General features: G+C 74.5%; 12 protein-coding genes and 1 pseudogene. 4 read left to right on the forward strand and 9 right to left on the reverse strand.

All coding sequences use genetic code 11. From position 1 onward, the window contains the following. On the forward strand, positions 1-747 hold a 747-nt coding region (locus VKZ81_RS03585), incomplete at its 5' end, for a citrate/2-methylcitrate synthase (protein ID WP_324239944.1). An 82-nt stretch (positions 748-829) separates the two neighbouring features. Beyond that, a complete protein-coding gene (locus tag VKZ81_RS03590; protein ID WP_324239945.1) occupies positions 830-1,081 on the forward strand; it encodes a hypothetical protein in 252 nt (83 codons plus the stop codon). Positions 1,082-1,085: 4 nt separating this feature from the next. Here the strand turns inward: VKZ81_RS03590 and VKZ81_RS03595 are convergent, their stop codons facing one another. Further along, on the reverse strand, positions 1,086-2,273 hold the full coding sequence (locus tag VKZ81_RS03595) for an ABC transporter permease (protein WP_324239946.1): 1,188 nt from the start codon (positions 2,271-2,273) through the stop codon (positions 1,086-1,088). Continuing rightward, positions 2,270-3,196: an ABC transporter ATP-binding protein gene (locus tag VKZ81_RS03600; RefSeq protein ID WP_324239947.1), complete on the reverse strand. Its 927-nt coding sequence runs from the start codon at positions 3,194-3,196 to the stop codon at positions 2,270-2,272. Before VKZ81_RS03600 ends, VKZ81_RS03595 begins: the two co-directional genes overlap by 4 nt. A 79-nt stretch (positions 3,197-3,275) precedes the next feature. Here VKZ81_RS03600 and VKZ81_RS03605 point away from each other — a divergent pair, with 79 nt between their 5' ends. Then, positions 3,276-4,616: an MFS transporter gene (locus VKZ81_RS03605; RefSeq protein WP_324239948.1), complete on the forward strand. Its 1,341-nt coding sequence runs from the start codon at positions 3,276-3,278 to the stop codon at positions 4,614-4,616. On the opposite strand, the gene VKZ81_RS03610 is transcribed toward VKZ81_RS03605, so the two are convergent. From VKZ81_RS03610 to VKZ81_RS03630, 5 genes are read right to left on the reverse strand one after another with little or no spacing between them, the layout of a single operon-like run. Further along, the gene (locus VKZ81_RS03610; RefSeq protein WP_324239949.1) at positions 4,613-5,635 is read right to left on the reverse strand and encodes a gamma-glutamylcyclotransferase family protein; all 1,023 of its coding nucleotides are present in this window, start codon (positions 5,633-5,635) and stop codon (positions 4,613-4,615) included. The two genes, VKZ81_RS03605 and VKZ81_RS03610, sit on opposite strands and share 4 nt — an antisense overlap. 4 nt (positions 5,636-5,639) lie before the next feature. Then, entirely contained in the window at positions 5,640-6,536 is an 897-nt protein-coding gene (locus VKZ81_RS03615; RefSeq protein WP_324239950.1) for a metal ABC transporter permease, read from the reverse strand. Continuing rightward, the gene (locus VKZ81_RS03620; protein ID WP_324239951.1) at positions 6,529-7,719 is read right to left on the reverse strand and encodes an iron chelate uptake ABC transporter family permease subunit; all 1,191 of its coding nucleotides are present in this window, start codon (positions 7,717-7,719) and stop codon (positions 6,529-6,531) included. Before VKZ81_RS03620 ends, VKZ81_RS03615 begins: the two co-directional genes overlap by 8 nt. After that, positions 7,707-8,456, reverse strand: a complete 750-nt coding sequence (locus tag VKZ81_RS03625) for a metal ABC transporter ATP-binding protein (protein WP_324239952.1) — start codon at positions 8,454-8,456, stop codon at positions 7,707-7,709. Before VKZ81_RS03625 ends, VKZ81_RS03620 begins: the two co-directional genes overlap by 13 nt. 4 nt (positions 8,457-8,460) lie before the next feature. Then, positions 8,461-9,411, reverse strand: a complete 951-nt coding sequence (locus tag VKZ81_RS03630; RefSeq protein WP_324239953.1) for a metal ABC transporter solute-binding protein, Zn/Mn family — start codon at positions 9,409-9,411, stop codon at positions 8,461-8,463. A gap of 93 nt (positions 9,412-9,504) precedes the next feature. Here VKZ81_RS03630 and VKZ81_RS03635 point away from each other — a divergent pair, with 93 nt between their 5' ends. Next, complete coding sequence (locus tag VKZ81_RS03635) at positions 9,505-10,653, forward strand: MFS transporter (RefSeq protein WP_324239954.1); 1,149 nt, start codon at positions 9,505-9,507, stop codon at positions 10,651-10,653. Positions 10,654-10,951: 298 nt separating this feature from the next. Here VKZ81_RS03635 and VKZ81_RS03640 read toward each other — a convergent pair whose 3' ends face one another. Both VKZ81_RS03640 and VKZ81_RS03645 read right to left on the reverse strand, forming a co-directional pair. Beyond that, on the reverse strand, positions 10,952-11,578 hold the full coding sequence (locus VKZ81_RS03640; protein WP_324239955.1) for an MBL fold metallo-hydrolase: 627 nt from the start codon (positions 11,576-11,578) through the stop codon (positions 10,952-10,954). Continuing rightward, a pseudogene (locus tag VKZ81_RS03645) lies at positions 11,575-11,734 on the reverse strand (S-(hydroxymethyl)mycothiol dehydrogenase); the annotation flags it as partial. The pseudogene VKZ81_RS03645 and the gene VKZ81_RS03640, both read right to left, overlap by 4 nt.

Here is an 11,734-nt window from a genome sequence, read left to right on the forward strand (position 1 = left end):
CAGCCGTTGCTCTACCCGGACAACTCGCTGGGCCTGGTCGAGAACTTCCTCCGGATGACCTTCGGGTTCCCGGCCGAGCCGTACGAGGTCGACCCCGACTTCGTGCGTGCGCTCGACGTGCTGCTCATCCTGCACGCCGACCACGAGCAGAACTGCTCGACGTCCACGGTCCGGATGGTCGGCTCGTCGCAGGCCAACCTGTTCGCGAGCATCTCGGCGGGCATCAACGCGCTGTTCGGGCCGCTGCACGGCGGCGCCAACCAGGCGGTGCTGGAGATGCTGCAGCGCATCCGCGACGTCGAGGACGGCAACGTCGACGCCTTCATCGAGCGGGTCAAGAAGCGGGAGAAGGGCGCCCGCCTGATGGGCTTCGGCCACCGGGTCTACAAGAACTACGACCCGCGCGCCCGGATCGTGAAGCAGAGCGCCGACGAGATCCTCAAGAAGCTCGGCGTGAACGACCAGCTGCTCGACATCGCGAAGGCCCTCGAGGAGCGCGCGCTGGCCGACGACTACTTCATCGAGCGCAAGCTCTACCCGAACGTCGACTTCTACACCGGCGTGATCTACCGGGCCATGGGCTTCCCGACGAAGATGTTCACGGTGCTGTTCGCGCTGGGTCGCCTGCCCGGCTGGATCGCCCACTGGCGCGAGATGATCAACGACCCGACCACGAAGATCGGCCGGCCGCGCCAGCTGTACGTGGGTGCCACCGAGCGCCCGTACGTGCCGATGGCCGAGCGCTGACCCGAAACGCGGGGCGGGGCGCGGCGCGATCGGCGGCCGAACGGCTTACCCTTCGAGCGCATCCGGCGGAAGGGTGATGTCGATGGCGGAGAACGTCGAGGGACACCGGGGCCGTCGCGGCCGGTGGCTCGTGCTGGCCGTGGTGGTCGCGATCGCGGCGTGGGTCGTGCGGTCGCAGCGGGCGACCCGCGCGGACTACGGCGAGGAGTGGCAACTGCCCGAACCGCCCGCGCCCGCCCCGCGGCCCGCGCCCGCCCCGCAGGCCGCCCCGGCCGCGGCCGAGGCGCCGCGCCCGCGCCCGTCGCCCCGGCCGCGCCCGGCCCCGGCGTCCTGACCCGTCAGGAGGAGGCGCGGAGCGCCTCGCGGAGGCGGACGCGGGCGCCGGTGCGCAGCACCGAGTTCCGGTAGACGCGCCCGGCGACCCGCACCACGACCACGATGGCGGCGGCGGAGAGCGCGGCCGACACCAGCACCTCCGGCAGCGACGCGACGCCGAGCGCGTAGCGCGCCGGCATCACGGTCTGCGCGAAGAACGGCACGAACGACAGCACGGCGGCGAGCCCGTTGCGCGGGTCGTTGGGCAAGAGGTTCATCGTGAGGATGAACGGGATCAGCAGCAGGAAGATCATCGGTGCCACCACCGACTGCAGCTCCTCCTGCCGTGACACGGTGGACCCCACGGCCGCGTACAGCGCGGCGTAGAGGAAGAAGCCGAGCAGGTACCACACGACGACCATCACGAACATGCCCAGCGCGGCTCCGGGCAGCGCGAGCACGCCCGCCGCGGCCGCGCCGAGGCCCGCGATCGCGCAGAGGACCACGAGCTGCAGCAGCCCGACCGCGCCCAGCCCGAGCACCTTGCCCGCGAGCAGCTGCCACGGCGTGATCGTGGCGAGCAGCAGCTCGACCACCCGGCTCTGCTTCTCCTCGACCACCCCGGTCGCGACGAGGCTGCCGTACCCGCTGAGCGAGAAGAACAGCAGCAGGGTGCCGACGAGGGCGATCGCGAGCCGTTGCCCGCGCCCGCTGTCGCCGGGTTCGAGCGTGCTGACGGTGAGCGCGGAGGAGCGCTCCAGCTCCGCGGGGTCGATCCCGGCGCCCGCCAGCGCGGCCGCGACCGCCTGCTCGTCCACCGCCGCCTGCACGATCGCCTGCAGGCCGCCGTCCACCGAGTCGTGGCCGACCAGGTCGTAGGCCCCCGCTGAACCGGTGAGGAGGGCGTCGAGGGCGCCGTCGCGCACCTGCTCGCGGCCGCTGGCCTCGTCGACCTCGCGGACGGTGAGCTGGGCACCCTCGGCGTCCGCCGCCCGCTCGAGGCCGGCGCGCAGCGCCGCCGCCTGCGCCGTGACCCCCAGCTCGTGGCTGGAGGCCCGCCCGTTGACGTAGGCGCCGAGCAGGAAGATCCCGGCGAAGAACACGAGCGTGACCGCGATCCCGATCACGAAGCTGCGCGAGCGGACCTGCGTGACGAACTCGCGGCGCGCGACGAGCAGCACCGCGCTGTGCGCGGGCAGCGGGGCGGTCACGCCGCCACCTCCGCCGGCCCGGCCTGCACCACGTCCCGGTAGAGCTCGGTGAGCGGCGGGCGCCACCGGTGGAACTCGTGGACCGGTCCGGCGGCGAGCGCGGCCCGCAGCACCTCCTGGTCGTCGGTGCCGGGGGTGAGGCGCACGCGCGTGCGGGCGGCGCCGTCGTCGCCCAGCACCTCCTCGTGCAGCACCTCGACGCGGGGCAGCCCGGCCGCCCACCCCACCGGCGGGCCCTCGACGTCGAGCACCACGCCCGACGCGGCGCGTTCGCGCAGGTCGGCGACGGTGCCGACGGCGACCATGCGACCGCCCGCGATGACCCCGATGCGGTCGCACAGCCGTTCCACGAGCTCGAGCTGGTGGCTGGAGAAGATCACCGGCACGCCCGCGTCGGCCTTGTCCCGCAACACGCTGCTCATCACCTCGACCGCCGTGGGGTCGAGCCCCGAGAACGGCTCGTCGAGCACCAGCACCTCGGGGTCGTGCACCAGCGCCGCGCACAGCTGGACGCGCTGCTGGTTGCCGAGGGAGAGCTTCTGCACCTCGTCGCCGAGGCGGGCGTCGACCCCGAGCCGCTCGGTCCACCGCGCGACGGCCGCGCCGGCGTCCGCGGACGACAGGCCGTGCAGCCGGGCGAGGTAGCGCAGCTGCTCACCGACCCGCATCCGCGGGTAGAGGCCCCGCTCCTCGGGCATGTAGCCGATGCGCCGCCGCAGGTCGGCGTCCACGGGGCGGCCCTTCCACCGCACCTCGCCCGTGTCCGCGGACAGCACGCCGAGCACGATGCGCATCGTCGTGGTCTTGCCCGCGCCGTTGCTGCCGACGAACCCGAACACCTCACCCGGCTCGACGGTGAACGAGACGTCGTCGAGCGCCTGCCGAGCAGCGAACCGCTTGCTGATCCGTGCGATCTCCAGCACGCACCGACCGTAGTGCCAGCGTTTGCGGGCTCCCGCGACCGCTCTTAGGTTCGGCCGGCAAGAGCGTAAGGGGGGCCTGATGGCCACGGAGCAACACAAGGGAGCGCACGAGGTCGACGAACGGACCGTGCGCAAGGCGGTCGGCGCGGCCGCCATGGGGAACCTGGTCGAGTGGTTCGACTACGGCATCTACAGCTACGTCGCGATCTACATCGCGATGAACTTCTTCCCGGGCGGTGACGAGGGCGCCAACATCGCCCTCACGTTCGCCCTCTTCGCCGTGGCCTACCTGGTGCGGCCGCTGGGCGGCACGATCCTCGGGCCGCTCGGCGACCGGATCGGGCGCAAGCGGGTGCTCGCGCTGACGATCGTGGTGATGTCGGGGGCGAGCTTCGCGATCGGGCTCCTGCCGACGTTCGACGCGGCCGGCTGGGTGGCGCCGATCCTGCTCGTGATCGCCCGGCTGGTGCAGGGCTTCGCCACGGGCGGCGAGTACGGCGGTGCCGCGGCGTTCATCGCCGAGTACGCGCCCGACAGGAAGCGCGGCTTCTACTGCAGCTTCCTCGAGTTCGGCACCACCGGCGGCTTCGTGCTCGCCGCGGGCATGGTGACGGTGCTGCAGCTGGGCCTGTCGCCGGAGGCGATGGCCTCGTGGGGGTGGCGGATCCCGTTCCTGATCGCGGGCCCGCTCGGGCTGGTCGGGCTCTACCTGCGCAGCAAGCTGGAGGACACGCCGGCGTTCCTCGAGATGGAGGAGTCCCACCAGGTTTCGGAGTCGCCGCTGAAGGAGACGATCGTCCACCACTGGCGGCCCGTGCTGATCTGCATGGGGCTGGTGCTGTTCTACAACGTCGCGGTCTACACGATCCTCTTCTACATGCCGACGTACCTGCAGACCACGCTCGGCCTGGAGGAGACCCCGGCGCTGCTCTACATCCTCGGCATGATGCTGATGATCATGTTCGTGATCATCCCGGTGGGCGCGCTGTCGGACCGCGTCGGCCGCAAGCCGCTGATCGTGACCGCCTGCGTCGGGTTCATCGTGCTCGGCTACCCGTCGTTCATGCTGCTCGCGCAGGGCACGGTCGGCGGCACCGTGGCCGGCCTGGCCATCCTCGGGCTGCTGTTGGTGATGCTGCTGGGCACGATGTCGGCCACGCTGCCCGCGCTGTTCGCCACCGACGTCCGCTACGGCGGCTTCTCGATCGGCTACAACCTCTCGACGTCGATCTTCGGCGGCACCGCGCCGTTCATCCTCGAGACGCTGGTGCTCAGCACCGGCAACAACGCGATGCCCGGCATCTACCTCGTGATCGCCTCGGTGATCTCGATGGTCGCCGTCATCGCGGTGACCGAGAGCGCGCGCAAGCCGCTCCCGGGGGTGTCGGCGGCGCTGCTGCGGCCCGCCCCGGCGACCTAACGCCAGCCGGCGGGCAGCGGCCGCAGCCCGCCCGACGGGCCCTGCCACACGTAGGCCCAACAGATGGTGCCGTCGGTCGTGACGAGGCGCTCGCGGCGGTACTGGCTGCCCTCGTAGGCGTCGAGCCGCGGCAGGAGGGCGGCCGGGTCGCGCACCGGCACCAGCCAGCCGGGGGCGCGGCCCCCGCCGCCGCAGCGCAGCGCCGGGTAGCCGAGGCCGGTGTCGTACACCGTTCCGGCCACGCTCGCGGGCCGCGGCGGCCCCGCCCGGTGCGGCTCGACCAGCGGCCACGAGCGCTGCCCCGGTTGCAGCAGCCCGTAGACGAAGATCGTGGCCGGCCACTCGTCGGGGTGCGGCGCGCCGACGACGGTCGGGGCGTCGAGGCCGTCGTCGCCCGGCTCGCCGACGAGCCCGAGCGCCGCGTCCTGCGGGACGTCGGCGCAGCGCACCGGCGCCCCGGCCACGTGCAGCGGGCGGCGGATCGCGCCGTGGCCGACGTAGCACCACGGCTGCGGGATCAGCACGCCGTCGGTCGTGCGCACCTCCCCGGTGCGCAGCCGCGCCAGCCGGAACCGCGCGTCGCGGCCCTCGCAGCGGTCGAGCACCGCGATCTGCTCGGCCGTCGCGAGCCAGAGCACGTGCTCCTCGACGACTCCCGGGGCCGCGGCGAGGACCGCGGGGCGCTGGCCGTCCCGCTTGCGCAGCCCGCTCGCCCAGACCGCCGCGACGCCGCGGGTGCGCACCCGCAGCGCCACCACCGGGTCCTCGCCCATCCCGAGGGCCCGGCGCAGCCAGGTGATCTTGCTGGGGCACCGGTTCGAGCCGTAGGCCAGCAGCGGGATCCGCTGCGCGCAGGGCGGGCCGCCGCGGCGGGCGAGCCAGGCGTCGACGGGCGTGCCGCCGATCGTCCAGCTGCGCGTGTCGAGCACGTGCGACTCCCCGTCGACGTGCGCGAACGAGAAGTCCGGCACGGCGCCGGGGTACGGGTCTGCGGGGAAGTCGGTGTCGGGGAGCGGCACGCCTTCAGGGTGCCGTGCGGTGCCGCCCCGCCGGCAACCTCGCCCGCCGCCACCGGCGCGTGAGCACGCCGTGGCGGGGCGACAGCAGGAGCGCCAGCAGGAAGCAGGCCGTGCACACCAGGCCCATCGCCCCCGCGATGGAGCTGTCCATCGGCAGCGCGATCGCGTAGCCCGCGGCCGCGCCCACCCAGCCGACGGCGATCGCGAGCACGACCATCGTGACGAGCCGGTCCGTGAGCAGGTAGGCCGTGGCGGCGGGCACGATCAGCAGCGTCACCACGAGGATCGCCCCGACCGCGTCGAACGAGGCCACCGCGGTGACCGCGGCCGCCACCAGCAGCAGTCGCGACAGCAGCGCCGGGCGCAGCCGGACGGTGGCGCCGAACTGCGGGTCGAACGTGGTGGCCTTGAGCTCCTTCCACAGCAACGTGACCAGCAGCAGGTTCGCCAGCACCACCCCGCCGAGCACCAGGGCCGAGCGGGCGACCTCGTGGCCGCCGAGCCACACGGTGTCGAACGGCACGAACGCGATCTCGCCGTAGATCGTGGAGTCCAGGTCGAGGTGGATGCCCGACGCGTAGCGGGTGACGCCGAGGACGCCCAGCGAGAACAGCGCCGGGAAGACCAGCGCGATCGCCGCGTCGGAGGCGACGAGCCCGGTGGCGCGGATCGCGTCGATGCCGAGCACGCAGAGCACCGCGAACGCGGCCGCCCCGATGATCACCGGCAGCGGGGCGCGGGTGTGGGCGACCAGCCAGACGGCGACGATCCCGGGCAGCACGGCGTGGCTCACCGCGTCCGACAGCAGGGCCATCCGCCGCAGCACGAGGAACGGGCCGAGCAGCCCGCAGGCGGTGGCCACCAGCCCGGCGACGACGACGATGAGGAGCCCGTCAGGCATCGGCGGCCCCCTTCCCCGCGCGGGCGCGCAGCTGGGCGACCGCGTCGTCGCCGAGGCTGCCGCGCAGGTCGGTGGGATCGGGTTCGCGGGCGTCGGGCAGCCGGATGGACGAGCCGTGCTCGAGCCACGCCGTCCACAGCGCCCTGCGCTCGGCGGCCTCCCGGGCGGCGGCCTCCCCCGCGGGGGTGAGCGCGCCGTCGCGGGTGAGCAGGCCCCTGCGGCGCAGCTCGGCGCGCACCAGGCGGTCGCGCAACCCGGTGACCGGCGCGTCGGGGTGGGCGAGCACGGCGTCGCGCAGCACGGTCCTGCGCCGCGCCGCGAGCCGCCGCGCGCGCCACACCACGCCCCGCCCGGGCGCGAGCAGCAGCGCCGCCATCACCACGACGAAGCCGGTGAGGACGACCACCGGCCCGGTGGGCAGCTGCGCGCGGGTGGCCGTGAGCGCGCCGGTGACGCCGACGGCCGCGCCGATCAGCCCGGCGAGCACGAGGACGGCCCCGAAGCGGTCGGCGAGCTGCCGCGCGGCGGCCGTGGGCACCACGAGCATCGCGACCATGAGGATGGCGCCGACCACCCGCACCCCGATCACGACGGCGACGACGAGCAGCGCCGTCATCAGGGTCTCGAGCGCCCGCACCGGCAGCCCGATCGAGCCCGCGTAGCCCGGGTCGAACAGCGTGGTGGTGAGCGCCCGGCGCAGCACCGCCACCACGACCAGCGCCGCCGCGGCGAGCGCGGCCATCACGGCGATGTCGCGTTCCAGCAGCCCGGCGGCCTGCCCGAACAGGTAGTTCTCCAGGCCGGCCTGGTCGGCGTCGGCGCTGTTGGACAGGTGGGTGAGCAGCACGACGCCGATCGCGAAGAACCCCGACAGCACCACGCCGATGGCCGCGTCGGGGCGGATCCGGCTCGCGCGCTCGATGCCCACCATGAGCAGTGCCGCCACCAGGCCCGCCAGCGCGGCGCCGACCAGGAGCCCGGGGACGTCCTTCGCGCCCGCGACGAGGAACGCGACGCACACGCCCGGCAGCGTCGCGTGGGCGACGGCGTCGCCGACGAGGCTGCGGCGGCGCAGCACGGCGAACGCGCCCAGCACGCCGCTGGTGATGCCGAGGACGAGCGACCCGGCGATCACGACCGCGTCGGTGTACGGCAGCCCCAGCGCCGCGCTCAGCCCGGCCACGTCACGTCCGCCCCGTACGCCGCGCGGACCGCCTCGGTGGTGAGCACGTCCTCGGTCGGCCCGCAGCCCAGCACCCGCACGTTGAGCAGCAGCGTCCAGTCGAACGCGGCCCGCACCTGCGCCATGTCGTGGTGGACGACGATGACCGAGCCCCCCGCGTCGCGCAGCTCGCCGAGCAGGCGCAGCAGGTCCTCCTGGGTGCGGGCGTCGATGCCCGCGAACGGCTCGTCCATGACGAGCACGGGGGCCCGCTGCGCGAGCGCGCGGGCGAGGAACACCCGCTGGCGCTGGCCGCCGGACAGCTGCCCGATCTGGCGCTTGGCGAAGCCCGCCATCCCGACCCGGTCCAGGCACTCCTCCGCGATGGCGCGGTCGCCGGCCGAGAGGCGGCGGAACCAGCCCGCGGACCGGTATCGGCCCATCTCGACGACCTCGCGCACGGTGATCGGGAAGTCCCAGTCCACCGACTCCGCCTGCGGCACGTACGCCACCTGGTCGAGCGCGTCCGGACCCTCGACGCCGTTGATCAGCACCCGGCCCGCGTCGGCGGGGACGAGGCCGAGCGCGGCCTTGAGCAGGGTGGACTTGCCCGCCCCGTTCGGCCCGACGATCGCCGACAGGTGCCCGGCCGGGAACGCGCAGTCGACCTCCCAGAGCACCGGCGTCGAGCGGTAGGAGACGGTCAGCCCCTGCACCTCGAGGGCGGTGGCGGTCCGCGTTCCGGTCGACATCAGCATCGCGTCATCCCCTCTGGTCGGCGAGCCCTTCGGCGATCCGTCGTGCGTTGGCCCGCACCATCCCGATGTAGGTGCCCTCCGGCGTGCCGGGGTCGCCCGCGGCGTCGGTGTAGAGCTGTCCGCCGACGCGGATGCGGGCGCCGCGCTGGGCGGCGGCCGCGAGGAGCGCGTCGATCGTCTGGCGGGGCACGCTCGACTCGATGAACACGGCGGGCACGCCCCGCTCGACCACCAGCTGCGCCACCCGCTCGACGTCGGCGGTGGTGGCCTCGGCCGCGGTCGAGATGCCCTGGATGCCCGCGACCTCGAGCCGGTAGCGGCGGCCGAAGTAGGCGAACGCGTCGTGCGAGGTGACGAGCACGCGCCGCGGGGGCGGGATGGGGGCGAGCAGCTGCTCGATCTCGGCGTCGAGCGCCGTGAGCTCGTCGAGGTAGGTGGCGAGGCGGGCGCGGTAGCCGTCGGCGTGCTCGGGGTCGCGCGCGGCGAGCGCGGCGGCCACCTCCTCGCTGACCCGCGCCCACAACGACACGTCGAACCAGACGTGCGGGTCGTGCTCGGTGGTCGCACCGGGGGGCGCGAGCAGCAGCTCGCGGGGGATGCCGTCGGTCACGGCCCTCGTCGGCTGGCGGTCGGCGAGCTCGGCGAACAGCTCGCCCATGCGGCCCTCCAGGTGCAGGCCGCAGTAGAGGATCACGTCGGCGCCGCGCAGCGCCTGCACGTCGCCCGCGCTCGCCCGGTAGAGGTGCGGGTCGACGCCGGGGCCCATGAGGCCGGTGACCTCCACCCGGTCGCCGCCGATCCGCTCGACGGTGTCGGTGAGGAAGTTGGTGGTGGTGGTCACGCGGACGCGGCGGTGGCCGATCGGTTCAGTGGGCGACGGTGGCGGTGCCACGCAGCCGGAGAGCGCGAGCAGGCCGGCCGCGACCAGCACCGATCGGCGTCCCACCTCCTGCATTAGGCACCTCTAACTCCACTATGAGTCCCAGCTAACGATGCACGATAACCAACGCTCCCGGCCACCCGGAAGGGCGGGACCTACGCTCGGGGGGTGGTCTCGAGCCGCGTCCCCGCCGGGATCACCGGCGCCCCGTTCCGGTTCATGCTCGCCAGCACCCTGCTGTGCTTCAGCGGGTACGCGCTGCTGCTGCCGGTCGTTCCGCTCTGGGTCGAGCGGGGTGGCTCGGGGGCGTTCGGCTCCGGAGCCACCACGGCCGTGCTGATGGCGACGACGGTGGCCACCCAACTCGCGGTGCCGTGGCTGCTCGTGCGGATCGGCCACCGCTGGGTGCTCGCGGCCGGGTCGGCGCTGCTCGGCGCCCCGGCTCCGTTCCTCGCCCTCTCGCCCGAGCTCGCGCCGGTGCTCGCGTTGTCGGCGGTGCGCGGCGTCGGGTTCGGGCTCGCGACCGTTGCCGGCAGCGCCCTGGTGGCCGAGCTCGTGCCGCGCGAGCAGCACGGCAGGGCGGCGGGCCGCTACGGCCTCGCCGTCGGGGTGCCGCAGCTCGTGCTGCTGGCGGTCGGGGTGGCCGCGGTCGAGCGGTTCGGCTTCACCGCGGTGTTCGTCGTGGCGGGGGCGGCGCCGGTGCTGGGCGCGTTGCTCGTGCCGGGGATCCGGATGCCCGGCCCGTCGTCCGCCGCCCCCGCGGGCCCGCGACCGCGGTGGGGCACCCGCTCGGCGCTGGTCCCGGCGCTCGCGATGATCACCTGCTCGGTCGCCCAGGGCGGTCTGATCACCTTCCTCCCGCTCGCCGTGCCGGGCGCGGGGCTGCTCGTGCCGGCCGCCCTGCTGGCGACGGCGGCGGGGGCGCTCCTCGGGCGGCTGGTGGCGGGCGAGCTGGTGGACCGGCTCGGCTGGGGCGGGCGGCTGCTCGTCCCCGGCATGCTGCTCACGGCCGCGGGGATGGGGGCCGAGGTCGTGGGCGGCGGGGCGCTGGTGGTCGTCGGGGCGGCGGCCGTCGGCTTCGGCTTCGGGATGGTGCAGAACGACTCGCTCACGCTGCTGTTCGCCGCGTTCGGCAGCAGCGGGTACGGGGCGGCGAGCGCGCTGTGGAACATCGCCTACGACGCGGGTACGGGCGTGGGCGCCCTCGGGCTCGGCGCGGTGGCGGAGCCCTTCGGCTACCCGGCCGCGTTCGCGACGGCGGCGGCGCTGCTGTGCGCCGGGGTGGTCGCGTGCTCGTGGCGCCCCGTGGCCCGGTGAATCCGACGACCGGCCCGTTCGTCGCTGCTGGGTGGGTCCCACCGGCGGCGCCGCGCGGGGTGCGGGGCCGCTCCTCGCAGGTGAACGTCGCCTACCGGCGTCGCTAGCGCGGTCGCTTCGCGACCCGTGACCTGCGAGCCTCCGCGGCCCTACGGGCGGCGTTCGCGGGCAGGCCGGGGCCTGCCCGCCCGGCGCGCGGCGCCGCCGGCAGGCCGGCGCGGCCCTCGAGCGTTCCGGCGAGCGGCGCGTTCGTCGGACGGGTTCCGACGAGCGGCCCGTTCGTCGGTGCTGGGTGGGGCTAGTGGCCGCGCGCGATCCACTCCTCCAGGTGCGGCGCCTCGGTCCCGATCGTCGTCGAGTCCCCGTGCCCGGTGCGGACCTCCGTCTCGCCGGGCAGCGTGAGCAGGCGGCCCCGGATCGACTCGATGATCGTGTCGAACGACGAGTACGACCGGCCGGTGGCCCCTGGTCCGCCCTGGAACAGGGTGTCGCCGGTGAACACCGTGCCCAGGTCGGGCACGTACAGGCTGCACGAGCCGGGGGAGTGGCCGGGCGTGTGCAGCACCCGCAGCTCGACCCCGCCCGCGGAGAGCGTCTCGCCGTCGGCGAGCTCCCGGTCCGGCTTGCGGTTCGCGTGGGTCATCTCCCACAGCGGCGCCTCGGCCGGGTGCAGCAGGATCGGCGCCCCGAACCGGTCGGCCAGGGCCGGGGCCTGGTTGACGTGGTCGTCGTGGGCGTGGGTGCACACCACGGCGACCACGCGCCGGTCCCCGACCGCGGCGGCGATCGCGTCGGCGTCGTGGGCGGCGTCGATGACCAGCACCTCGCGCTCGTCGCCGACGATCCAGACGTTGTTGTCGACGTCCCACGTGCCGCCGTCGAGCGAGAACGTGCCGGACGTGACGACCCGGTCGATGGGGCTCACAGGACCACCACCGATCGCAGCACCTCGCCGCGCTCCATCCGGTGGAAGGCCTCCTCGACCTGGTCGAGGCCGATGGTCTCGGTGACGAACTTCTCCAGCGGCAGCCTGCCCTGCAGGTGCAGGTCCACGAGCATGGGGAAGTCGCGGCTGGGCAGG

Origin of the sequence: Pseudonocardia sp., assembly GCF_035305885.1 — a bacterium.
In the GTDB taxonomy this organism is placed as follows: Bacteria; Actinomycetota; Actinomycetes; order Mycobacteriales; family Pseudonocardiaceae; genus Pseudonocardia.

What these genes read in the sequence shown, in the direction of transcription:
- VKZ81_RS03630 (WP_324239953.1), bottom strand. Translation starts at nt 9,411, where the DNA reads ATGCAGGAGGTGGGACGCCGATCGGTGCTGGTCGCGGCCGGCCTGCTC.
- VKZ81_RS03615 (WP_324239950.1), bottom strand. Translation starts at nt 6,536, where the DNA reads ATGCCTGACGGGCTCCTCATCGTCGTCGTCGCCGGGCTGGTGGCCACC.
- VKZ81_RS03605 (WP_324239948.1), top strand. Translation starts at nt 3,276, where the DNA reads ATGGCCACGGAGCAACACAAGGGAGCGCACGAGGTCGACGAACGGACC.
- VKZ81_RS03625 (WP_324239952.1), bottom strand. Translation starts at nt 8,456, where the DNA reads ATGCTGATGTCGACCGGAACGCGGACCGCCACCGCCCTCGAGGTGCAG.
- VKZ81_RS03590 (WP_324239945.1), top strand. Translation starts at nt 830, where the DNA reads ATGGCGGAGAACGTCGAGGGACACCGGGGCCGTCGCGGCCGGTGGCTC.